Origin of the sequence: Leptospira terpstrae serovar Hualin str. LT 11-33 = ATCC 700639, assembly GCF_000332495.1 — a bacterium.
Taxonomy (GTDB): domain Bacteria; phylum Spirochaetota; class Leptospiria; order Leptospirales; family Leptospiraceae; genus Leptospira_A; species Leptospira_A terpstrae.
Window position 1 is genome coordinate 202117 of the sequence record NZ_AOGW02000008.1, and the last position, 23604, is coordinate 225720.

Genomic DNA, 23604 nt, shown 5'->3' on the forward strand with positions numbered 1-23604 from the left:
AGTACAAAAATTATTCAGAACCGAAGAAATAGACAGGTGTGAAACGATTTCGTTTTAGTTTAGAGACAGTACTCAAATTACGAGGTTGGCGGGAAGAAGAAGAAATCCGCAGGCTTTCTCTCGTTGTCTCCAAACTCAATTCCCTCATTGGAGAAAAAGATTCCAATGAAAAAGAAATTGAATCTTCTTATGAAGCGATCCTTGCTTCCTCAAAAGTGGGGACAAGCCTTTCCGATTACCTTTCCATCGAACAATACATCCAGGGCCTAATGCGACGCAATGAGGAATTGGAAGAACGAATTAGAACCCAAAATGACGAAGTCAATTTGGTTCGCAAAGACGTAATGGTTGCCCGAATGAATAAAAAGGTGATCGAAGTTTTAAAAGACAAACGATTTGCAGAATGGAAGAAAAAACGAAACCGAATGGAACGGAGAGAAGTAGAAGAATTTAACCTTCAACTAAGCAAACAATCATTATTCGATTCGACAGAAAGTTATGGTCCGGCAAAATCTAAAAAGATTCCGCGGACTTTCAAAATTTTGAATCGTGAGGACGGGGGTGACGAACTCACATCCGACTTCAAAACTCTTCGTGATTTTTATGAAAAATACTATCTAGGACAAGGGAAATCGTAATGGCAAGTGTAACCGATAGCACAAGATCTTTCTTTTTAATCGTTCTCATCTTCTTTTTAATCGCAATTGGTTTCTTTGTTTTTGATTACTTCCAAGTCATCAACGCAGAGGACTATCTACCCTTTCTCAAAAAACAAGCAGGGCTTGTAAACCAAGACCTGCTTTCTCCTACTGAACTCGAAAAGTTGGAGATGGAAAAAGCAAAAGAAAGGCTCATTGCTGACCGTGAAGAACTAGAACAAATGAAACGTGAGTTAGAAGAAAAATCTTCTTTCCTCCATGCCGATAAAGAACGTTTGGAAGAACTTAAAGAAGGGATCCAACGAAAAGAAAAAGAAATGGCGGACAAGTTAAAAAAAGACAATGCCCGTGCAGAAAAAGTAAAGGTCCTTGCGAACAAAGTGGCCAACATGCCACCGGAATCAGCCCGAGATATGTTAATCAATTGGCCAGACTACGATATCATTGAAGTATTTGAACAAATGGATAGAGATGCCGAAGAAGATGGAAGGCAAACCATCACCACATATCTACTTACTTTATTTCCTGCAGAACGAAGGTCTGTGATTTCAAATAAATGGTTAGATGCAGGAGCAAGGAACGTTCCCAATTACGGGAAAAGTATTGATGAGGATAACGACGAGCCGTAATTTACAGTTTGTTTAAGATTCTTTTCGAAAGAGTATGGCTTTGACGTCTCGAATGGCGTCATCTAAATGATCGTTCACTACCACATAATCAAAGCTTGGTGCTTCATCCAATTCTCTGATTCCATTTTCGATCCGTCTTTCAATACTGGTTTTGGAATCGGTTCCACGGCGGATCAAACGTTCAATCCAAATTTCTCTACTCGGTGGTTCAATAAAAATAGTCACAGACTCTGGCCTAAGGTCTTTCACAGACTTGGCACCTTGTACATCCAAATCGAGAAGTGCTACGCGATGTTCCCGAATGGCAGCAAGGATTGGACCTTTGGGAGTTCCATAAAAATTTCCATGCACTTCCGCCCATTCATAAAACTCACCATCGGCAATTCGTTTTTTAAATTCAGGAACGGATAAAAAATAATAGGTTTTGCCTTCGATATCCCCTGGTCTCGGATCTCTTGTTGTACAAGAAATGGAAAAATAGAAATCGGGATACTCGGCAAGTAAAGCAGAGATGATGGTAGACTTTCCACCACCAGCTACAGAAGAAATAATATACAAATTGGGATTTGCTTTCAATCTTCAGACTCCTCTTCCCCTTCCGCAAAATGATTGTCCCCGGATTCTAACCGTTTGGATAAACTTTCTGGTCGGATTGCAGAGAGAAGGATATGTCCTGAATCTAAAACAAGAACAGATCTTGTCTTTCGTCCCCCAGTGGCATCAATGAGCCTATTTTCTGATTTGGCCTCAGAACGAAGTCGTTTGGCACCAGCAGAGTCTGCTTGGAGGATAGTCAAAATTTTCGAAACAAAGACTACGTTCGAAAAACCTACATTGAGTACCGGAAACGAAGACATGGAAACATATTTTTAGATTCTTCTAGATCGATCAAGTCGAATCGTTTCAATTAAATGAATTTCATGAATGCCAATGTTCATTGCTTCTGAAATTTCATCATGTTTGTATCCCTTTTTGATGAGATGCACCACTTTATCAATCTTTGTTGCAGACGATGGAAGTTCTTCTAATGCAGACTCAATCGAAAGATCCACTTTCTCCATACTCATTTTTTGGTAGGAAGCAAAGGCAGGATCATTCGCTTTTGATACTTCGTTTAAAAAATCTCTTTTTTTAGATCCTTCCACAAGTTCATTACGAATGGCTTCTGTAGGTTTTTCTTCTGTAAAAGGATTTCCACCTACCGTATAATTCATCTTAGGTTGGAAAGTTTGTAATTCTAAATTATCAAGTGCCTCTGGGGAAGGAGAATTCATAGACTCCATTCCAAAAATTCCTTTCACCGCTTTTCCTAGTTTTCCAAAGGCTTGGTTCACAGCACCTTCTGTGGTTTCAGCATCTGTTGGAACTGGAATTTGATTGGCTTGGTAAATTTTCCCAATCCCTGTTCTTTGTTCTTTTAAATCGAGAACTGGTTCTTCTTCTAGAATCGACTCAGGAACTAACTCCGATTTCATAGAAAGACCGGAATTTTGATAATGTTTAAATTCTTTGACAAGGCCCTCTCCTCGTTCCATCATAGATCGAAGAGCCACCATTTTCGATTCGATGACAGCAACAGTGGCATCTAACTCTCGTATGGTTTCCGAAGTGGCCATATCAATGGCACGATTTAATTTTTTGTCGTAATATTCCCCGACAGCTTTTTGGACTTTAGCTGAGATGAATACATACATCATCCCACAAAATAATAAATTAATTAGAACAAGGGAAAAGAGTTCCATGCCAATCTCCTACAGAACATTTCCAACAACATTCCGGAGTGAGTGCATTATGCTTTTAAATCAAAACGAAATCCTCTTTCCAAACTAGGACGGTCATAAATGACTCCTTCTTTGGAATAAGCATAAACCGAATTTTCTTTGTCTTGTTTCGGTTTCGCCGCCGAACTTTGGTTCCCTGATTTTGACTCAGGAACTGTTTGGGCTCGGTTTTGGGTCTGGATCACAACCTTTTGCAATTCCACCACCTGGTTTTGGTGGGTGAAGGGATTCTCTGCCTGTGCCCTACGTGCAAAATCGTAGTGGTGGGCGATACTTGCGAAGTTTTCGTTTAGAATCATCGGAAGTCCCTCCTAATTCTTAGACTTACCACGCCCTCTCTTTTTTCTCCAGTCATTTTTCTGTTCGTCCGGATCTTCGTAAGGAGCACTGCGAACTTGGGATTCTTCTTCGTAAAAAGTCTTTGCTTTGGTCTCGTGGCGGAGTTTGAACTCTGCATTGCGGATACGGATCGTAACACCCGGGAAAATGGTCTTCTCGACTGAAATACGGCCTGTGGCAGCTTGTTCGTCCATGTATTCGGTAAGTGTCTGGATGTCTTTTCCAGCCTCAGCAATGCGTTTTTCGAGTTTCTTAGTACCTGCGTCCAATTTCTGCAAATGAGCGTCCTGTTCGGCTGTAAAACTCGCAGGATCGGCATCCTTTCTCGCTTTGAGGGTGCGCATGGTTTTTGTGAGTTGGTCCAGTTTGTCCTGGTTTTCCTTTCTCTTCTCTTCATATTCCTGAATCTGTTTTAAGATTTTAGGATTGTTTCCCACGATGAGGTCGGTTTGGGGGTTCGCTTGAGAACCAATGATTTTGGCAGAAATGAGTTGGGCTGCTTGGATCGTTCCCCCCACAATTTGTCCCCGTTTCCCTTTACAAGAAACTTTGCCTCCAGCCATTAAATGGGAATGTAAAATTCCTTCTTGGACAATGATGTCTTTTTCTGTAATGCAAGTGGCGTTTTGGATGAACTTAGCAACGATGTTTCCACCTGTGGATTCTATTCGTGCCTCTTCCCTTCCTGTTACCCCTTGGCGGACAATGATGTCTCCATCCGCTTCGACGACTGCCTTTTGTACAGTTCCATAAATTTCAATGTTACCCGCAGCTTTGACAGAATAATTGTCCTCTACGTTTCCTGTGATAATGATTGAACCTAAGAAAGTAACATTACCTGTACGAACTCCCACATCTCCATTGATGCGGTAAACTGTTTCGACAGAGAGTCTTCCTGCAGCATATAACACCTGTCCGTTGACTTCAGCAGTAAGACGCATTTTGTCTTCAGAAAGGATGGTTCCTTTTCCTTGTTTGAGTTCTGTATCTAAACCATCTTTGGCCGGAAGCACCATACCAAATAAATTGCGTCCAAACTTTCCTTTTTCTGCAGGAATTTTTTCAGCTAACAATTGTCCCACAACAACGTTTTCAATCATATCTAAGTCTTTGTAATCGACTCGACCCGACTGGTCTTCCTTGAAGTTAATTTTCTTTTCCGTGCGAACATAGTATTTGATTTCCGCATTTTTACCATTCACAGGGAAATCACCTTCCGCCCCGATGAATGGTTTATTATGAATGTCTTCTTCTAAACTTTTTCTGATTTCTTCTTCTTTTAAACCGTGAGCCACACCCATACCTTTAAGAGCTGCCACAATATCAGAAACTTCTAAATCTCGCCCACCGGGTCTTGCCGGATAGACAGTGACAAAGGCTCTCATGTTCTCTTGTGCAATTTCTACGTTGCAGCTAGAATCATTTCCTGCTTTTGGTTTCTGGTTCGAAATGAGAACCGGTTCCCCTTTTTTTTCTTTAAGGATTTTATTGATTAGATTTTGATCAACACCGGCTACACCACGAAACGAAAGTTTTTTAGAAACATCCGCAATAGTCATTGCAAGGCCTTCTCCACTTGGTGGATAAACAGTAACGAAAACACCTGTGCGGTAAATTTTAACAGTCACTCGGCCATCTTTATTTTTAGGAGTGACAAGTTCTTTTAAATCTTTGGAAACTAATTTTCCGCTACCGCCCGTTAGGTGCTCATCCAAAAGACTGAGTTCATCGAGAAGCATATCGTCAGGAATGATAGAGGCGCGAATATGGTAGGGTTCAGAAAAGAATAAAGACTTCTTTCCTCTTTTTAGAACTGTATAATCTATTTCATGGACTTTGCGACCTAGGTGCTGGGATGCAATTGCCAAACATTCTTCAATGGTATCGGCAATGACTTCCACTTGTTCTTTTTCCTTACGGTCGAACTCTTTCAGTTCCTCTGTAAGAAATTCAGTGAGAGACATATCAGTTTACCTTTTTTGGATCGCGGATTTTACTTTAGAGAGTTTACTGCGAAGTCTTGCGACAGCTTTTGTGTGAAGTTGCGATATTCTAGATTCTGTAACTTCCAAAACTTCACCAATTTCTTTTAAGGTGAGGTCTTCATAATAATAGAGTACGATGACTTTCTTTTCCTTTTCAGGTAAAGACTGGATGGCTTCTACAATTACATTTTTGATTTCTTCTTTTTCGATGATATTGTCTGGGTTCATATTCATCGGAGATTCTAGAGTTTCCATAAAGGAAACTTCATCGTTCTCATCACCGAGAAACCAAATATCATTTAAAGAGACAAGAGAGGTTCCGGAAAGTTTTGCAAGGAGCGAGTTGTATTCTTCCATGGAGACTCCGAGTTCTTTTGCGATCTCTTCATCATCCACTTTTTTGCCTTCCTTGTTCTCAAGCATGGCAATGATATTTTCCAACTGTTTTGCTTTTTGGCGAATCGAACGAGGGATCCAGTCCACACTTCTAAGTTCGTCAAAAATGGACCCACGAATCCGGGTCATAGCATAAGTTTTGAATTTAATTTCGCGAGAAGGGTCGAATTTTTCAATCGCATCTAACAGACCAAAAACGCCATAACTGACGAGGTCTTCAAATTCGACATTTTGAGGCATACCAATCGCAATCCGCCCAGCCACGTGTTTGACGAGAGGTGAATATTTTTCAACAAGGTAACTTCGGATTTCCGCATCCTTTGTGACGCGGTATTGTTTCCAAAGATCTGTCTCATCAAACTGATTGTATTTGTCTAGCAATCTTGACATAGGGAACCGAAGTACGGAATCTCTTTACTTTATAGAAAAAATCGTAAAGAAGAGGAAATTACAAGAGGATTTTTTCTTATGTCCTCTAAAAACGGTAATTTTTCAACCCTCTTGGGTATCATCCTTCGCCATCATGGTGCGAATGGCCTCAGCCATGAGTTTTGGCTCGTTTTTGATCGCAATTTTGTCCACAATGATGTGGTCTCCAAATTTTCCAGACTTGGCCATGGCAAGTTTTGCATCCATAGCATTGTCCCCCACTTGTTGGACACCAAAGTCATCAGACCCCATAGACTCAGATCGAGAAGGTTCCATTCCCCCATGTTCCTGGTCAAAATCGTCGGAATGGCTTTCCCCACCGAATCCGCCAATGGAAAAAGTCGATAGAAACTCTAAAAACTCAGGGACTTTCTTTTGTAAGACAGAAAAAATTCCAAAGCCCAATCCACCAAAAGCAAATGTGGAGATAAGAGAGACAAATAAGATATAACCTAGCCTGTTTCCCACGAGAAACCCACAGACGGAACTGATAATGGCTCCGAGTACCGCAAATCCCAGTACAAACCCGATCTGCACTTAGTTATCTTCCTCCATCCTCTCTTCCATTTCCTTCTCTTTAAAGTCTACGAAGCTGAAGAATTTTTTAAAGAAACCTGTAAGTCCTTCTTCATCTGTATAACCGCCTTCGGTTTGTAAGAGGGTATGTGTGACTCTTGTGAGGCAAGCTGCTGCTTTGGAACGAGGAGCTCCAATGATGAATGGTTTTTGTTCACGAATGGACTTTTCTACTTCTTCATCTTGAAAAATAAATCCTAAGTTCTCTACTTGGACTTCTAAAAATTGACCAGAGATATCGATGACGCGGTCAGCCACTTTTTTCCCTTCGATAGCAGAACGCACACGGTTCACAATGATTTTTAGATTTTTGTCTTTGGATTGGGAAACAATGGATTTTATTAGGCCGTAAGAATCGGTAATAGAAGTAGGTTCCGGTGTGGTGACAACAATCACTTCATCGGCAGGCATCACAAGGCCAATGACATTGGCAGAGATACCAGCACCAGTGTCTATGATCATTACATCATAACGATCCAGTTCAGCAAATCCTTTGATGAGATTATTTCTTTGTGTTTCATTCAGGTTAGCTAACTGAGAATATCCAGAAGCACCTGCAATGATGTCTACACCTTCGGGTGTGGAGATCACGATGTCTTTGAGAGATTTGTGGCCTTTCACCACATGGTATAAATTGTATTTCGGAATGATTCCTAGTAGGACATTGACATTGGCAAGACCCAAGTCACCATCAAAGATCAAAACTTTGAGTCCGGTTCTTGCTATGGAAATGGCAAGGTTTACAGATACAGTACTTTTTCCCACACCACCTTTGCCGGAAGCTACCGCGATGATTTTGGTTTTTTTGACTGTATCCTGGGGTTGAACAAGTTTTAATCCAGTACCAGTTTCAGTGAGCTTTCTAAGATTTGCAGCTTGGTCCATCGTTACCCCTAGACATTAAAGGATAACGATATTGGTTACACGGTCTTTTCGAAGACCTCCCCCGCTATCCCTTTCAATTTTTCCGGAAAAATTACACATTCGGCAAGAAGTTTTTTCGAGGCATTCAGGATATCAAAAGGAACATCCTGTCCTACACTTAAAAATGCGAATTCCCTGTGAATAGTATCGGCTAATTCCACTACAGAACCTAAAAATTCTGCTTCGTCTAGCTTAGTTAATAAAATTCTTTTGTATCCTACCGATTCATAGGCATTTGCCACAGCAAGTGCGTTGTCTTTCGATACAGTGGAGGAAAGCACTAAGATCGTTTCGATATAATCCTTTTCCCCAAATACTTGGTAGAATTCCTGAAGTTTTTCCAGGTTTTCTGACTTTCTGTGAGAATACCCAGCCGTATCGACTAAGATGAGTTCCGATCCATCTCGTAAGACAGTCTCTTTCATTTTGCGCAAATCCTTGGCAGCATAGAAAGGCAATCCCATAGCATCTGCATAAAACTTTAGTTGGTCTATCGCAGCTATGCGGTAGTTGTCCGTTGTATAAAGGGAAACTTTTTTACCCATATGCAAACTGTACTTTGCAGCAAGTTTTGCAATGGAAGTCGTTTTGCCAGACCCAGTCGGACCAACAAAAAATATGATTTTACGTTTTCCTCGGGGAGTGCCGCTAAAAAGATCGGAATCAATTTGGATTCTTTCTTCTAAAAAAGTGACCGCTTTATCAGTCACATTCGCATAACGAGTGAGATCCACTGCGGACAATCTTCGTTCTAAAGCGACTGCCATCTCTTCCAAAAATCCAGAAGACAAACCTTCGTTGAACAGACGATCCACGAGTTTTTGGATATGGGGGTGGCGATCGGGTGTTTGTGGTTTTGAAGTGGGTGTTATTTCTAAGATAGAATCTTTGGCTTCGGATAAGGAAAGCCCAACAGGTCTTTCTTCATGGCCTTCGATTTCATAAACTGGGGGGTTCTGTCTACGACGACGCTCTGAAAAAGGACGAACAGCATCAATATTCTTTTTGCGAAGAGAAAGGCTCCCTCCATTTGTTAAAGAACCAGATTGATTGGATCCAATTCCCACAAGGCCAGGTTCAGGAATGGAATCGGTTCTCTGCTTTTGTTTGATGAGTTCTTTGAGATCCTTTAACTTACGTTCAATTCTCTCTTTGGAATTTTGTTTTTCAGGGACACCCACATCGATTTCATACATACGTTGGGCCATAAGCCCAGTGCCAAAGAGCCCACCTTCTGTGATCACTCGTTGGTCATAGAGATGTGCCTCTGGACCGTATTTCATTTTCATCTGCATGATGCAGTCTTGTAAGTCTTTACCTCGGATTTTTACAAAATCCATAGAATATCCCCCGAACCTGGGAAAAATATGAAGAGTACCCTCGTTTTGGAAAGTCTTTTTTATGAGACATAATAAATTCGAGGCAATAGTCACTCAAAAGGGGTCGGCCGCAGAGTGCGGGAAAGGAGTGGAAATTGAAAACCTAGTTCAATCGAAAATCGCTAGAAAAAGAAAGTGAGTTACCAATTTCACCCAAGGGATTTAGAGATTGAGTTTCCAGAGTTAGTAGGATCACAAAAGATGGGGGTATCTCCCCCATGACAATAGAACCGATTCAGAAATTTCCAGACAATGCAATTGAATTCAAAGATGGGGTGCCGGTTTCTTTGTTATTCGATGACGTGTATTTTTCCAAACAAGGTGGATGGGAAGAATCACAATTTGTATTTCTAGAAGGAAATGAAATCCAAAGAAAGTGGGAGGAAAATGAAAATTCCCCTTTTCGGATTGGTGAATTAGGGTTTGGATCCGGGCTCAATGCGTTCGTAACATTAGATACTTGGAAATTATCTGCAAACCCAACTTCCGTTGAGTTTGTTAGCCTTGAAGGATATCCATTGGCAATCAACATATTACAATCATTAAACGAAAGTTATCCGAACAAAAACCTTTGGTTTGAAAAATTAACTCTTTCCTATGAATCTGCAATCCAATCATGGAAAAAAAATCCTACGGATAACTTATGGACTTACCAATGGGATCATCCTAACAATCAAAATCCATTTACATTGCATGTTTTTTTTGGAGATATAAAAAACTGCCTTCCTAATTTTCCTGAAATCCATGCCTGGTATTTAGATGGATTTTCACCTGGTAAAAATCCTGATATGTGGTCTTTTGAATCTTTAACCTTGATGCGAGAAAAATCTGTTCCCAAAACTAGTTTTGCAACTTTTTCTTCTGCAGGTTTCGTAAGAAGAAATCTCACAGAGCTCGGGTTTGTTGTAGAAAAGAAAAAAGGATTCGGTCGTAAACGTGAGATGATTTCCGGATTTTTAAAATAAAACCATGACTCATAAGGAAAAAATTGCCGTTGTTGTTGGAGCAGGAATTGCTGGAGCAAGTATTTGCCTTGCATTAAAACAAAGAAACATCAAAACAATTTTAATAGATTCAGACACGGGACCTGCAAAACATGCAAGTGGGAATCCTATAGGTGTGGTCTATCCATTCCTCACCAAACACAAAACATCCGAATCAGAATTTTCATTAGATGCTTTTCGCTATTTTTTATCCATTTGGGAAAGATTTCATTTAAAAAATCTTGTCCCACATGTAGACGGAATTTATTTTCTAATGGATACAAAAGAATCTTACGATCGTTATTCGAATGCTATTATTTCCAATCAAATTCAAAACCACATTGCTAAAGAAAGTATAGAACCATTTTCTGGTTCCCCTGCCCTTTTTTTTCCCGAAGGAAAATCAATTTCCCCTGTAGATCTTACTAAACAAATCCTTTTTTTATCTAATCCAGAAACAAAATATTCCTGTAAATTATTAAGTTGGAAGGAAGAAGAGAATCGATCCAAAGTTCTCTGCCAAACATCTATTGGTGAAATTGAATGTGATTATTTATTTTTAACCCAAGGATACCAATTTGCAGACGATCCCCATTTGGAATGGCTTCCATTACGAAAAGTAAGAGGGCAAATTCTAAAAATTCCAGAGCAAAAACCCGCAAATCCCTTTGGAATTTTATATGGCGACTATATCACATCAGCTATTGAAGGTTATCAGGTTTTAGGTGCCACATTTGATGAATTCAAATTAGAAGAAGAACCAAGGCTAGAAGAATCTGAATCCATGTGGAAAGAATTATTCAATCGATTACCAAATCTTTCGAATCATTGGGAACCAGAAAACCCTCGTTTGTTTGCAACTAGAGTGAGTTATAGAACACAATCACAAGACCGTCATCCCATTGTTGGGAAGTTGCCGAATATCTCAAAACTTGATTTAACTGTAAAATACCAAAATTTACTTCGAAATGCGAACAAAAAAATGAATATTCCTTATTATAAATCTGTGGGTATTCTCAATGGACTTGGATCACGAGGACTCACCCATTCTTTGTATTCTGGAGAGATACTAGTATCTTCCATGTTAGAAGAAACTATCCCAATATCGGAAACAATTTTTAAATCTTTAATACCCGATCGTTTTTTAATTCGTATGTGGAAACGAGACCAGCTAATATAGACTGCATTTCTTTTTCTTCTTCGACGGAAACTTGGATAAACAATATAAGGACTCGAACATTTTTTTTTGTTAGTTCCCCTATAAAACCAATATCACCACGCATCTTAATCCAATCCTTTTCTGTTGTGACCAGGATTTCATCGGTTTGAATTTCCTTTAACAAAGATGACAAAGAACTAGTCCCATAATCGAAATGATCGGGGTAAAATTTAGTTCGGATAGATTCCGAGAACAAAACTGATTTTGCTGTTTCATAAACACTGTTTGGATTACCAACTCCAGTCACCAACAAATATTTCAATTCAGAATCAGGTTCCGGTTTCCAAGTTTTTTGTAATAAATTTTGATTCAGCAAAATTTGTTTTATCTCAGTTTGAAAACTAGTATGAAAAATGGGGATTGTAACACCACTTTGAGTTAAGGCTTTTTTATAATGATCCAAATATTGTCTATTTTTAGAAGTTAACTTGGTAAAGACGACTGCATTGGCCCTCTTACCATGGCCTATCGGTTCTCGCAAAAAACCTAATGGAATTGTAAATCCATTTCCAAAAGGAGAATTAGCATCCAGCAGTACAAAATCGAAATCTCGATGTAAAGCTTTGTGTTGGAATCCATCATCAAGGATTACAATATGTTTTTGAGAATTAATTTGATTGTATTGCAGAAAAGATTTTTTTCTATTTCTGCCTATAATTACCTGCACATCAGGAAACATTTCTTTATGTTGGCTTGGTTCGTCTCCATACAACTTAGGTTCAAGACCACTGGGAAGGATTGCCCCATCTTTCGTTTTTTTAGCCTTATAACCTCTGGATAAAATTGTGATCGCATAACTAGAGTATGTTTTCTGAAAGTAGCGGACTAAATACTGCACAAAAGGAGTTTTGCCTGTTCCGCCTACAGTAAGATTACCAACACTAATGACTAAAACATTTGGTATGCGAAATGGAGAGATCCCTCGTCTGGACCACCAAAAGAGCAAACGGTAGACCAAACTGAAAGGATAAAGTAAGTATAAAAATATCTTCATTTAGTTTCCAATGGGAAACAATTACTTTAGCTGTGTCGTTTTTCCAATTCTTTTGCAATGGTTGAAAGGCTAATTCCTTTTTCCACCATTAGTACTTCTAAATGAAATACCAAATCGGCAATTTCATGAATGAGTTCTTTTTCATTGGTATTTTTTGCGGCAATGATAACCTCACCTGCTTCCTCACCAATTTTTTTCAAAATGCGGTCAACTCCATCACGGAAGAGTTCCGCTGTATATGACTTTTCAGGTAATTCTTCCTTACGTTTGCGGAGCAGTTCTTCCAATTTCAGTAAAAAATCCATATTTTGACCTTCTAGCGACCATGGAAACTACCCATTCCATTTCGAAAAAGCGAAAATTGACTATTCAAACAAAGGGGAAAACAATAGAATTCAGAGGATGGTTCGTAAGTTACTACCTGTTTTTTTCTTTCTATTCACTAGTGCTCTGTTTTCTGAATCCCCTTGGGGAAGTTCCATCCAAAAGGGATTCGAAACGGCAAAACAAGACAAAAAGTATATCATAGTCGATGTATTTGCAGATTGGTGCACTTATTGTTTGGTTTTAGAAAAAGAGATTTTTCCGGATCCTGAAGTCAGCAGAATATTAGATAGCTTCGTAAGAGTTAGGTTAGATGGGGAAGAATTTCCCAATCTAAGAAAAAAATACAATATAGAAGGATACCCTACGATTCTTTTTTTAGACGGAGACGGAAACTATGTAACAAAGATTTCTGGACTTGCTACAAAAGAAGATATATTGGGTGTTTCCAAACGAATCCTCCAAGAACCAAACTTAGAATCCTATCTCAAAACAGAACTTAGGCGGAATCTAAGTAGCCCAGACATACATTTTCGTTTGGGATTATTATACTTCCAGAGTAAAGATTATGAAAAAGCGGAGTTTCAATTCACAGAAACCATTCAAAAATCCAAATCCTTCCCTATTTTGAAAGAAAATGCACATTTTAATTTAAACTTAGTCAAATCGATTTATGGATCCAAAGAATCTGCAGTAAAATCTTGGAAAGAATATTTGGAATTGTATCCAACATCTAGTCGCAAAACTACCGCTAAATTGTATTATGGACTGACATTAAAGGATGCGGGGGAATCAAAACTTGCAAAAACAATTCTTACCGAAATTAAGCCGCAATTAACCACTGAAACCGATAAATCAATGTGTAATGAAGCGTTGTCTGAAATAGAAAGAGGATTTTAGTCCAACCAAAGTTCCCTCAGGTTGGACTAAAAAGATTATCTGTTACCGATTGAATAATAGGTAAAACCTAACTCTTGCATTAGAGTTGGTTTGTATTGGTTTCTTCCATCAAAGATAAGGGGAGATTTTAATAGCGATTTAATTTTATTAAAGTCAGGTTCCCTGAATTCTCGCCATTCTGTTAAGAGTAACATAGCATCGGCGCCTTGAAGTGCCGAATATGCATCTTTTTTATATTCTACTTTTCCATCAAAATAATACTTCGAAGTTTCCGCAGCAGCCGGATCAAACACTTGGATTTTGGCGCCATTTTTATGTAGCTCATAAATCAGAGGAATGGATGGAGCTTCTCGCATATCATCTGTTCCTGGTTTAAATGCTAACCCCCAAATTCCGAAAGTTTTTCCTTTCATATCAGTTGAATTGAAATGTTCAAATATTTTATCTGTTAAACGAGTTTTTTGTTTTTCGTTTACATCTTCAACGGATTGAATGATATGCATGGGAGCTTTGACTTCTTCTGCAGTACGAAGAAGTGCTCTTACATCTTTTGGAAAACATGATCCGCCATATCCAATCCCAGCATACAAAAACTGACGTCCGATTCTAGAATCTGTTCCCATCCCTTTTCTAACATCATCATAGTTAGCACCAAGTGCATCACAAAGATTTGCGATTTCATTCACAAAGGAAATCTTTGTGGCAAGGAATGCATTACAGGCATACTTAGTAAGTTCAGCAGACCGAATGCTCATTGTAATGATAGGATTTCCATTGAGAACAAAAGGAGAATAGAGTTCGCTCATTTTTTTAGCGGCTTTTTCTGATTCAGCACCAATGACAACGCGCTCTGGTCGCATAAAGTCATCGATTGCCGCACCTTCTTTTAGAAATTCAGGATTCGAAACAACATCAAACGGGTGTTTTGTGTTTTTTGCAATAATTGCTTTGACTTGGTCTGCAGTTCCCACTGGAACTGTTGATTTATCAACGATGATTTTATAACCGTTCATTGCTTTACCGACTTCTTCTGCTACAGCAAAAACAAATCGTAAATCAGCAGATCCGTTATCGGAGGTCGGAGTACCTACTGCGATGAAAACAAACTCAGAAGACTCAACCCCTTCCTTTAAAGAAGTAGAAAAATGGAGTCTTCCTTCTTTGTGGTTTCGTTCCACAAGTTCGGAGAGCCCAGGTTCATAGATGGGAATGATCCCTTGTTTTAAGTCACTGATTTTCTTTTCGTCTTTATCAATACAAATAACTTCATTGCCATATTCAGCAAAACAGGTTCCTGCAACGAGGCCTACATATCCGGTTCCGACCACACAAACTTTCATAGGATTTCCAGAATTTAGGTTTTTCCTTTGAGGGAAACTGTTTTTCTATTCTGATTTGGAAAGGGTTTGGAAGGCAAATTCCGTGGGTAAATGGCAAACTCCGACAAATTTTTCAACTTTTCCTCGTTCCACCTCAAAATCCAAAACAGATTCGCCCCAAAAATAGCTCCCTTCGATATGGGATTCGCCCTTATGGATGGAAATGCCTAGGCTGTATTTCCCATCGCTAAATTGAATGGGAAATTGGAATTCTACGACAGAACGTTCCGATTCTTTTATTGATAAATTTTGTTTACCTAAATGGTAGGAATTTGTTCCAAAAATTCGAATTCCTTTTTCGCTATCAATATGGAATCCAATGGTTCCGTCCGTTATTGATTTTTTTGTTTGGAATTCGATCCGGACTGTAACTTTGTCACCGAGAAAATGATGACGAGTTTCTACCCCTTTTTCGTTTCTTAAGGAAATATGAATGTCCTTTATGGATTCCGAAGTCAGCGAAGAAAATGAAGGTTCTAGGTTACCAGCTAACACATGCATATATTCTTCGATGGCTTGTTTTGGATTTCCATCAAATAACAAGTTCCCTTGATTGAGTAAGATAGCTCTTGTGCAGAAATAGGAGATAAGTCCTAAATCATGACTCACAACTAAAATACAAGATCCAAGGTTTGAATATTCTTTGATTCTTTTCAGACATTTTTGTTGGAAACTCGCATCCCCGACAGCCAAGGCTTCATCAACAATTAAGATATCTGGACGTTTTGCAGTAGCAAGACTAAAGCCTAGTCGCATTGCCATTCCAGAACTATAATTCTTTAAAGGGGAATTTCGAAACTCTGTTAGCTCTGCAAATTCAAAAATAGAATTTGTGAGTTCTTTGATCTCAGAAGGTTTATAACCCCAAACAAGTCCATTGTAATAAACATTTTCTTCTCCAGAAAGTTCTGGATTGAAACCTACACTGAGTTCAAGAAGGGCACGAACCGATCCATTCACAATCAGGTTTCCCTTATCTTTACTGATAACCCCAGTAATCAATTTAAGTAGTGTCGATTTTCCGGCGCCATTTCTGCCAATGATACCTAAGATTTCCCCTGATCCTACAGTTAGATTTAACGAGCGCAAGGCGGTAAACTTAGAATCAATTCCAAAATATCCAAAACTAAGTCCTGCAAGGATTCGTTTCCAGGGTTTTGAAAATCCATGGTAGTCCTTAGAAAGATTTTCTAAAACAACAGAAGTCATAAAATTTAAAGATGATCCAAGATCACCGATTGAAATTTACGTTTGGCAAGTAAATAGACAAGGAAGAAAAAAAAGAGAAAAGGCAAAATTTGAATCCAATCAAACTGAGGAGTGTATCCTGGTATCACAGACGTACGAAAGATATCTAAAGGAATGGTAAACGGATTCAATCGGTTCCACTCTTTTAGATAACCCGTTGGATAATACAATACCGGGATCCCCCAAAATATAAGTTGGCTCACCAAACGGATCAAAGGTGAAATGTCTTTTAATAGAATATTCAATCTCGAAAGATAATGCAGAAGTAACATCAAATAAAGACCAGAAAAAATTAAGATCAAATATCCGATGAAAACCCCAGATAGGTTTAATTTTCCAGAATAAGCCAAATAAAAAAATACAGGGATGGATGTGACTAGGCTATGGATGAGAAATTGAACATAAGGAATCCATAAAAACAAATCGATCCCCAGACTGGATCGTTTGAGCAAACTACGGTTGTCTGTGAGAATTCCTGTACCACGAACGAGGAGTTCTTGGATGGGAATCCAATACAAAAGACCAGTTAAAAGATAGGCTGTGAAGTCTTCCTGAGTGGATGGGTTTTTTAAATTGAGCACCAGGAAAACCAGTGCGTACAAACTGATGAGTACTAAATTTTGCAGGAACATCCAGGAGATGCCTAAAAAGGATCCTGCATATTGCAGAGCATAGTCACGCCGAACGAGAGCCCAAAGTATGGATACTTTCTCCATACTTTGATTGTCGGCCTGTGGCTCCCAGTTCTAGACCGGAAGCCAGGATTTTGGAACTACATCCTTTTCAGGTTCTTTTGGCCAAGATCAGAAAGACCGGGGGATACCCATTCTCCGTTCTGAACCACTTCCCCTTGGAAGGCTTCCATTAGATATTCTTCAAAGGTCTTCCCAGTTTGGTTCTGGGAAAATCCCTTTTTCGGACCTTGCCCTGCGAGGCCTTGGTCTTTGTGGCGGTTGTAAGCGGGTTGTTGGATGGATCGAACGATCATAGGTTTTTCCTCCCCGTCATCTTTTTAGACGACATAAAACTAAAAAATAATACCAATAATATACTAAACGCTTGTTTACACTACTTAACATATGAGAAGTTAAGTCAATATTTTTTTCACGTTTCTATCGGTTTCTATATATAAATTTAGCATTCCTCTGGGACAAAACCCGCCCCCAAATGGATTTTTTTTAATGGGAGGTTAAGAATATGTCCCTTTCTAAAAAAAAGCAACCGGACTTAGGGCAAAAAAACAAAATTTTAAACCCCAATCCTGGTGGATTGGCAGAAAATTGGGGTAATTTTGTGGATTTCTCTCGTACAGACTCTGAATGCTGTAGAGAAAACGCCTGACCAGGTTTCGGTTCCCCAACTTTTACAAGCAGGATTTCCCCCTCATTTGGCTGCTACTTGGAAAACAAAGGCCAAACTATCCCCAGAAAAATTCTTAGAATGGAAAAGGTCGCTAAAAGGAAAAGAAGCAAACCTTGTTTCGAGAGTTTGGAAAGAACAGGAAATTAACTTATATACCAGCAAACAACGGTTTCATGGCAATGATTCACCAAATTCAAAATCCTTTAAATATGCAAAAGATATAAAATCCAAAGACATCCCAACCAAGTCTCTAGAAGGTTCCGATTCACTGTATGAACTATTTTTGGGAATGAGTTACCAAAACTTGGATGTCAGGTATTTGCCAAGGAAGGAAAAAAACCATTCCTCTCTGTTTATCGGTGGGAGGGGAAAAGGGCAAATTTGGATTTTGGAAAAACGTGATGAAGACCTCTCCTACGGAGCCAATCTCACCTCCCAACAGTTTCGATTTACTTCCGGGAGTCGTTACAAACCCATCCCCCATTTTTATTTTGCCAAAGATCCAAATTTCTATTCACAACTTGAAAGAACGGATTCACCCCTCCCCCAACCCATTTTACAATCCCATTTTTTTGGCTACAGGTTTCTTAAAGAAGGAAAGGAATACGAATGGGGAATCTATCATGCGAATGCATTTTCTGTCTATCCTGGAATTTACTTTGTATCACCAAACAAATCTTATTCGGCAGTTTGGTCAGCAGGAGAAAACAAGTCCAGCTTCTATATCAATGACAATTGGAATTCCAAAGACTGGGGAAACCATAGAGTTCAGTCAGAGTCCATATTGAATCAAAAGGAATCTGTTGGTTTTTTTTATTTAAAATCAGAATCTCCCGAATCCAAATACTTTTTAGATGCAACTGTTTACAGAGACTCCCCTTTGTTATATGGAGTGGTTTCGCCTTCAGAAGTGCGGCCAGAAATTCCACAAATTTTAGGTTACACTCGTGGAAGTTTTAAACACTTCCTTGGTTTTGAATATTTAAATTCCTTAGAAGGCCATCGAAAGGAAAGTGGAAGGTCGGGATTTTTTCCTTTCTTTCTATCCGAATGGGGGAACCTACTCTACCGTTATCGAGAGTACAACGAATCGGGGAATTACCAATGGAATGAAATTGGTCGAGCCGCCTTTTATGAATGGAGAAAGGAAAAAGCCGTTGTGTCTTTTGGATTTGAAGCTAGAGAGAATGGAGGACAGTGGGAAGGGAAACTTGCCATCCCCATAGATAATGGAAACTTACTCGAATTCAGTGCGATTTTCCGAGAAGGCCAACCAAAAACCAGGGCTTGGTTTGAAAACTGGACCTATGCAACTGACTTTAATATCAACCTAACCGATAGAGCGGAAATCATCAAACTGAAATGGGTAAGTCCCTTTATCTCATTAAACGTAAGTTATTCGGAAAAAGAAAATGATCCAAATCCCATTTTATTTATTAATTTTCAGTTATTACAAAAAATTGATTTTTAGTAGAGGAGATCATCTGTTCGAACTTCTATGTATTCTTTTAATTTAAAAATAGGAACCGATTGTTTATCTACAAATTCTTTGGGCTCTGCTGGAAGTTTTTTGGGAGTGGGTAGAGAAGATCGTTTTCCTCTTTCATCTATAGAATAAAAATAATATCCTATCCACTCACCTTTCACACGGTAAGGATTTCCAGGAAACAAATCTTTTACAAAAAATTCAGCATCCAAATCAAATTTATTCCTTCTATACCGGTAATGGATTTCATCTCCATTTAAGTCATAAAAAACAACAAAATCCCCCTGTTTCCCTTTATAAAACAACTTCCATTCTAAAGGAAAGATTCCTGATTTTTGAAATTCTGATTTCCCGTCTAAGATTCGTTTTTCGGAACGAGGAAGGGGGCCTGTGTATCTTCCGTCCTCTTCTGAAAAAAGGGATATGGTAACAAAAATAGAGCAAAAGAGGAGGATGGAAACAAAAACCTTAAAATTCATTTGGGTTCTTCTTCTGGTTTTTCCTCAGTAGACTTTTCCTCTTCCACAGGACTGTCTTTTCCATTGATTTGGTCGATGGCTTTTTTGGCAGCTTTCTGTACTTTGGGACTTGGGTCACGGTCACGTTTGTATTCTAAAAGTTCTAATGCTTTGGGATCTTTTAAACTGCCCATAAATTCAATCGCACGAAGTCGCACCATACTATCATCGTCACGGGCAAATTCATTCAATTCCTGGAATACTTCTTTGTCACCCATAGTCACAAGGGCACCAATCGCATAAATCTTCAATGACTGGGCTTTTTTGGCATCCAACTTGCCGGCAGTTTTTTTTAGGGAGTCCAAAAGTTCATATAACTTTGGTTTGGCGTTTTCAGACTTCAACTTACCAAGTGTATTCATCGAATAACATCTTAAAGTTGTGGGTTGGATTTCATCAAAGGCAACTTCCATAAGGGCCGATTCTGCCTCAGAATACAAAACGGTTCCAAAGTATAAGGCAATTTGTCCACGCATATCTGCATTATTGAACTTTTCCCGAAATTTGGTTTCTAAAAAAGGTGCTGCCACTTTTCCTTCCGGTAAGTCGGCTAAGGCCGTGATGTACAAACTGAGGGAATTGGAATTTTTTGTGAAATCTTCCTTTTTTACTTTTTCCAATAAGGGATTTGTCGCTTCCGCTAATTTCATTTTTTTGGCAGAAGTAACTGCTTGTTTGGCGACATCTTCATTCGAATCTTCAAAAAGTGTGATGATGGTTTCTTTGTTTTCCTTTAGATCCAAATCACCTATGGTTTTTAAGAGGACAATTTTCATCCCCATATCTTTTTCTGATTTTAATTGTTCCCCAATGAGTATATAGAGTTCACCCGCACTCTCTTTGGGAAAACGAGTTAGCTCACCTAACGCTTGTTTTCTCTCTTGGCTTGTGCCATAACGAATGATTTTGGAAAGAACATCTTTTTTTTTGGAAATTTGTTCGGGAGTGAGTTCTTTCTCTTTTCCAAACACTGGAGAAAGAGAAAGAAAAATCAGTATTAGGAAGATAGAAAGGTTTTTACTGCTGCTGAGATTCCAATTCGATGATGCGACGGTTGAGAGCCTGGATGAGGTGTTGGTTTTCCAAATTCTGCCGAAACTTATCAAGTAGGTCTTTGATGTCTTTGGATAGTTCGTCAATGTTCCAAGGTTTTTCGACATACCGACTGAGTCCCCCGTTATTAATGGCATAGATTGCAGAATCAAGTCCCGCCTGACCGGTGAGTAGGATTTTGATCGCATCCGGAAGTCGGTGGTGTACCTGCTCCAAAAATCGATCCCCTTTCATTCCAGGCATCACTTGGTCAGAAACAATCAACTCTACGATGTCGTTGCTACTGATGATTTCGTCGATGAGGGAAAGTGCTTCTTCGGCACTACTTGCGGTCTCGATGATATGAGATTCGCCAAATCGAGCCAGAAGTTGTTCTGCAAGCGTTTCCAATACCGATACTTCATCATCGACACATATAATATAACCTTTACTCATTTGGGACCCTTTCCTTGGAACGATACAACCTTAGTTCTTTTATGTCGATTCAGTTTTGTGGCAATTTATAGATAGTTTTGGGAGGAACTGTGTCAAGAAGGGGAACCTTCCAGATGTCCTTCGCATATTCCCTGATGGTGCGATCGGATGAAAATTTACCTGACCTAGCCACATTCAAAATGGATTTTTTGGTCCAAGTGGTTTCGTCCAAATAATCCTTCGCCACAAGGTTTTGGGTCTCGTCATAGGCATCAAAATCAGCCATCAGAAGGTAATTGTCTGTATAATAGAGACTATCGTAAATAGGACCAAAAATTCCTGGTTCCCCCATAGAGAATAAATTTTCACGGATCATGAGTAAAACGCGGTGGAGGTCTTCATTGCGACGAATGAAATCCGCTGGCTGGTATCCCGCCTCTTTCAAACGATAAACTTCTTCTGTATGGAGACCAAAAATATAAATGTTTTCCGCTCCCACCTCTTCTAAAATTTCTACATTGGCACCGTCCAAGGTTCCAATAGTCAATGCACCGTTTAACATAAACTTCATATTGCTGGTTCCGGAGGCTTCGGTTCCTGCTGTCGAAATTTGTTCGGATAAATTACTTCCAGGAATGATTTTTTCCGCAAGGCTCACACGGTAGTTGGGTAAAAAAACCACTTTCAACCTGTCGGCTACATCGGGATCACGGTTCACTACCCAAGCTACATTATTGATTAGTTTGATGATGAGTTTTGCCATGTAGTATCCGGGTGCGGCTTTTCCACCAAAAATCACGGTTCTTGGTGTGACCACACGAGATGGATTTTCTTTGATCCTTCTGTACAATGCAATCACTCGCAGGATATTTAAAAGTTGGCGTTTGTATTCATGAAACCGTTTGATTTGTACATCAATCAAAGACTTTGGATCAATGGCGATTCCCGTTTCACTTTTGATGAGTTTTGCCAATTCCTCTTTGGCAGTTTGTTTAACAATTTTCCAATCATTATGAAAATCCGCATCATCTACAAATGATTCTAAAGCTTTTAGTTTGTATAAATCAGTGGTAAAATCATTTCCAATTCGTTTGGAGATCAAATTCGCCAAACTAGGGTTTGATTGGAGTAACCAGCGGCGTGGTGTGATTCCATTGGTTTTGTTATTAAATTTTTCAGGGAAAACTTTGGTAAAGGCTTGGAAGATAGTTTTTTTAATGAGTTCCGAATGAAGTTCAGCTACACCATTCACCCGGAAGGATCCAATGACCGCAAGGTTTGCCATTCGGATTCTTTTTTCATTACCTTCTTCGATGATACTGACTTCTTGGATCTCGGCCTCAGATAAAATCCCTTTGTTTCTAACCTCAGACAAAAACCGATGATTGATTTCATAAATGATTTCTAAATGCCTAGGTAATAGTTTTTCAAAGAGCTCAACCCTCCATGTTTCCAACGCCTCCGGCAAAACGGTATGGTTGGTATACGAAAACACTTTTGTTACGATATCCCAAGCGGGTTCCCAATCCATTTCCTCATTATCCATAAAAATTCGCATAAGTTCCGCAATCCCAATGCTTGGATGGGTATCATTCAATTGGATGGCAACGTAACTGGGAAGTTCTTTCAAATTGTAAGTGGATTCCCGATATTGTGTTAAGATGTCTTGGAGAGAAGCACAAACCATAAAGTATTGTTGTTTGAGTCTCAGCACCTTTCCTTGTTCGGTGGTGTCATTGGGATACAATACTTTAGAAATATTTTCGGAAATGGATTTATCCTGCACGGCTTTCATATAGTCACCGTGATTAAAATAATCCAAATTGAACTCTTCTGAGGATTTGGCGGCCCAGAGTCTTAGATAGTTCACCGTACTCGTGTTAAATCCTGGAATTGGATAGTCATGTGCAGAAGCTAGCACTGTTTCATCGGGAACCCAATCGTGTTGGATTTTTCCTTTTCCAGAGACCCGAGTTTCCGTATGGCCAAAAAATCCAACGGAAAACGAAATATCAGAACGCACCACTTCGTAAGGAACCCCATCCGCATCCCAATGGTCGGGCATTTCTAATTGGCTTCCGTTGGCAATGATTTGGTTGAAGATTCCATAATCATAACGGATTCCATATCCAAACCCAGGAACATTGAGAGTGGCCATGGAATCTAAAAAACAAGCCGCCAGTCGGCCAAGTCCCCCGTTTCCAAGTCCTGCATCCGTTTCAAATTCTAAAACATCGGTTAACTCAAATCCAATCCCCCGTAACATCACTTGGATGGTCTCGTATAACCCGAGATTGATGAGGGCATTCATAAGGGTTCGTCCCATAAGGAACTCTAAGGAAAAATAAAACACACGCTTTGGATTTTCATTTCTGTAGCGTTCGTGCGTGACATTCAATCGATCGATGAGAAAGTCGCGTATGGTATGACCGAGAGCTTTGTATATATCTTCGTTTTTAAGATTGAACCTGTTTTTACCAATGGTATATTCTAGATGGTGAGCAAATTGTTTTTCCATCGAAGCCAAGTCGGCTTTTTGTTCTTCAGATAAAAGGGAAATTAAACGAGGATTTGTGACGACCATGGTAAAAAATGGTAATCAAAGTAGTTATAGATTCAAGTAAAAA

Annotated in this window: 25 protein-coding genes; 6 read left to right on the top strand and 19 right to left on the bottom strand. The window is 39.3% G+C overall.

Features of this window, described 5'->3' with window-relative positions:
* The first annotated feature begins 38 nt into the window (after positions 1–38).
* A complete protein-coding gene (locus tag LEP1GSC203_RS06425) occupies positions 39–638 on the top strand; it encodes a flagellar export protein FliJ (protein WP_002973189.1) in 600 nt (199 codons plus the stop codon).
* Positions 638–1288, top strand: coding sequence for a periplasmic-type flagellar collar protein FlbB (locus tag LEP1GSC203_RS06430; RefSeq protein ID WP_002973060.1), 651 nt, complete (start codon positions 638–640; stop codon positions 1286–1288). The genes LEP1GSC203_RS06425 and LEP1GSC203_RS06430 overlap by 1 nt, the downstream gene beginning before the upstream one ends.
* A 12-nt stretch (positions 1289–1300) precedes the next feature.
* Here the strand turns inward: LEP1GSC203_RS06430 and LEP1GSC203_RS06435 are convergent, their stop codons facing one another.
* From LEP1GSC203_RS06435 to LEP1GSC203_RS06475, 9 genes are all read right to left on the bottom strand, one after another.
* On the bottom strand, positions 1301–1864 hold the full coding sequence (locus tag LEP1GSC203_RS06435) for a guanylate kinase (protein ID WP_002973143.1): 564 nt from the start codon (positions 1862–1864) through the stop codon (positions 1301–1303).
* A complete protein-coding gene (locus LEP1GSC203_RS06440) occupies positions 1861–2145 on the bottom strand; it encodes a DUF370 domain-containing protein (protein ID WP_002973197.1) in 285 nt (94 codons plus the stop codon). The genes LEP1GSC203_RS06435 and LEP1GSC203_RS06440 overlap by 4 nt, the downstream gene beginning before the upstream one ends.
* Before the next feature lie 12 nt (positions 2146–2157).
* Complete coding sequence (locus tag LEP1GSC203_RS06445; RefSeq protein ID WP_002973044.1) at positions 2158–3030, bottom strand: hypothetical protein; 873 nt, start codon at positions 3028–3030, stop codon at positions 2158–2160.
* 47 nt (positions 3031–3077) lie between these two features.
* Positions 3078–3368 (bottom strand): hypothetical protein, encoded by a 291-nt coding sequence (locus LEP1GSC203_RS06450; RefSeq protein ID WP_002973164.1) that lies wholly within the window; start codon positions 3366–3368, stop codon positions 3078–3080.
* A gap of 12 nt (positions 3369–3380) precedes the next feature.
* The gene (locus LEP1GSC203_RS06455; protein ID WP_002973037.1) at positions 3381–5372 is read right to left on the bottom strand and encodes a FapA family protein; all 1992 of its coding nucleotides are present in this window, start codon (positions 5370–5372) and stop codon (positions 3381–3383) included.
* Between the two features lie 6 nt (positions 5373–5378).
* Positions 5379–6179, bottom strand: a complete 801-nt coding sequence (whiG, locus tag LEP1GSC203_RS06460) for an RNA polymerase sigma factor WhiG (protein WP_039937376.1) — start codon at positions 6177–6179, stop codon at positions 5379–5381.
* A 102-nt stretch (positions 6180–6281) separates the two neighbouring features.
* The gene (locus tag LEP1GSC203_RS06465; RefSeq protein ID WP_002972982.1) at positions 6282–6755 is read right to left on the bottom strand and encodes a hypothetical protein; all 474 of its coding nucleotides are present in this window, start codon (positions 6753–6755) and stop codon (positions 6282–6284) included.
* The gene (locus tag LEP1GSC203_RS06470; RefSeq protein WP_002973070.1) at positions 6756–7679 is read right to left on the bottom strand and encodes a MinD/ParA family protein; all 924 of its coding nucleotides are present in this window, start codon (positions 7677–7679) and stop codon (positions 6756–6758) included.
* 35 nt (positions 7680–7714) lie between these two features.
* Positions 7715–9058, bottom strand: coding sequence for an AAA family ATPase (locus tag LEP1GSC203_RS06475; protein ID WP_002973196.1), 1344 nt, complete (start codon positions 9056–9058; stop codon positions 7715–7717).
* Between the two features lie 257 nt (positions 9059–9315).
* Here LEP1GSC203_RS06475 and mnmD point away from each other — a divergent pair, with 257 nt between their 5' ends.
* Together mnmD and mnmC are read left to right on the top strand one after the other, a co-directional pair.
* Positions 9316–10062, top strand: coding sequence for a tRNA (5-methylaminomethyl-2-thiouridine)(34)-methyltransferase MnmD (gene mnmD / locus LEP1GSC203_RS06480; protein WP_002973150.1), 747 nt, complete (start codon positions 9316–9318; stop codon positions 10060–10062).
* A 4-nt stretch (positions 10063–10066) separates the two neighbouring features.
* Positions 10067–11260: an FAD-dependent 5-carboxymethylaminomethyl-2-thiouridine(34) oxidoreductase MnmC gene (gene mnmC / locus LEP1GSC203_RS06485; RefSeq protein WP_002973157.1), complete on the top strand. Its 1194-nt coding sequence runs from the start codon at positions 10067–10069 to the stop codon at positions 11258–11260.
* Here the strand turns inward: mnmC and lpxK are convergent.
* Both lpxK and hisE read right to left on the bottom strand, forming a co-directional pair.
* On the bottom strand, positions 11199–12293 hold the full coding sequence (gene lpxK / locus LEP1GSC203_RS06490) for a tetraacyldisaccharide 4'-kinase (RefSeq protein WP_039937379.1): 1095 nt from the start codon (positions 12291–12293) through the stop codon (positions 11199–11201). The genes mnmC and lpxK overlap by 62 nt on opposite strands.
* Positions 12294–12319: 26 nt before the next feature.
* Positions 12320–12598, bottom strand: a complete 279-nt coding sequence (hisE, locus tag LEP1GSC203_RS06495) for a phosphoribosyl-ATP diphosphatase (RefSeq protein ID WP_002972983.1) — start codon at positions 12596–12598, stop codon at positions 12320–12322.
* 97 nt (positions 12599–12695) lie between these two features.
* Between hisE and LEP1GSC203_RS06500 the strand changes: the two genes are divergently transcribed.
* Positions 12696–13517, top strand: coding sequence for a thioredoxin fold domain-containing protein (locus LEP1GSC203_RS06500; protein WP_002973106.1), 822 nt, complete (start codon positions 12696–12698; stop codon positions 13515–13517).
* Between the two features lie 35 nt (positions 13518–13552).
* Here the strand turns inward: LEP1GSC203_RS06500 and LEP1GSC203_RS06505 are convergent, their stop codons facing one another.
* From LEP1GSC203_RS06505 to LEP1GSC203_RS06520, 4 genes are read right to left on the bottom strand one after another with little or no spacing between them, the layout of a single operon-like run.
* Entirely contained in the window at positions 13553–14857 is a 1305-nt protein-coding gene (locus LEP1GSC203_RS06505; RefSeq protein WP_002973028.1) for a UDP-glucose dehydrogenase family protein, read from the bottom strand.
* A 45-nt stretch (positions 14858–14902) separates the two neighbouring features.
* Positions 14903–16105, bottom strand: coding sequence for an ABC transporter ATP-binding protein (locus LEP1GSC203_RS06510; RefSeq protein WP_002973084.1), 1203 nt, complete (start codon positions 16103–16105; stop codon positions 14903–14905).
* Between the two features lie 5 nt (positions 16106–16110).
* A complete protein-coding gene (locus LEP1GSC203_RS06515; protein ID WP_002973120.1) occupies positions 16111–16860 on the bottom strand; it encodes an ABC transporter permease in 750 nt (249 codons plus the stop codon).
* A 56-nt stretch (positions 16861–16916) separates the two neighbouring features.
* The gene (locus LEP1GSC203_RS06520) at positions 16917–17132 is read right to left on the bottom strand and encodes an LIC12298 family protein (RefSeq protein WP_002973003.1); all 216 of its coding nucleotides are present in this window, start codon (positions 17130–17132) and stop codon (positions 16917–16919) included.
* A gap of 303 nt (positions 17133–17435) precedes the next feature.
* Here LEP1GSC203_RS06520 and LEP1GSC203_RS06525 point away from each other — a divergent pair, with 303 nt between their 5' ends.
* On the top strand, positions 17436–18977 hold the full coding sequence (locus LEP1GSC203_RS06525) for a hypothetical protein (protein WP_002973116.1): 1542 nt from the start codon (positions 17436–17438) through the stop codon (positions 18975–18977).
* On the opposite strand, the gene LEP1GSC203_RS06530 is transcribed toward LEP1GSC203_RS06525, so the two are convergent.
* Genes LEP1GSC203_RS06530 through LEP1GSC203_RS06545 form a run of 4 tightly spaced genes read right to left on the bottom strand, consistent with a single transcriptional unit; the run spans position 18974 to position 23561 of the window.
* Positions 18974–19471 (bottom strand): LIC_11959 family protein, encoded by a 498-nt coding sequence (locus LEP1GSC203_RS06530; RefSeq protein WP_002973186.1) that lies wholly within the window; start codon positions 19469–19471, stop codon positions 18974–18976. The two genes, LEP1GSC203_RS06525 and LEP1GSC203_RS06530, sit on opposite strands and share 4 nt — an antisense overlap.
* Entirely contained in the window at positions 19468–20481 is a 1014-nt protein-coding gene (locus tag LEP1GSC203_RS06535; RefSeq protein WP_002972960.1) for a HEAT repeat domain-containing protein, read from the bottom strand. Before LEP1GSC203_RS06535 ends, LEP1GSC203_RS06530 begins: the two co-directional genes overlap by 4 nt.
* Before the next feature lie 46 nt (positions 20482–20527).
* A complete protein-coding gene (locus LEP1GSC203_RS06540; RefSeq protein WP_002972966.1) occupies positions 20528–20998 on the bottom strand; it encodes a response regulator in 471 nt (156 codons plus the stop codon).
* Between the two features lie 49 nt (positions 20999–21047).
* Positions 21048–23561 (bottom strand): glycogen/starch/alpha-glucan phosphorylase, encoded by a 2514-nt coding sequence (locus LEP1GSC203_RS06545; protein WP_002973115.1) that lies wholly within the window; start codon positions 23559–23561, stop codon positions 21048–21050.
* Positions 23562–23604: the final 43 nt, after the last annotated feature.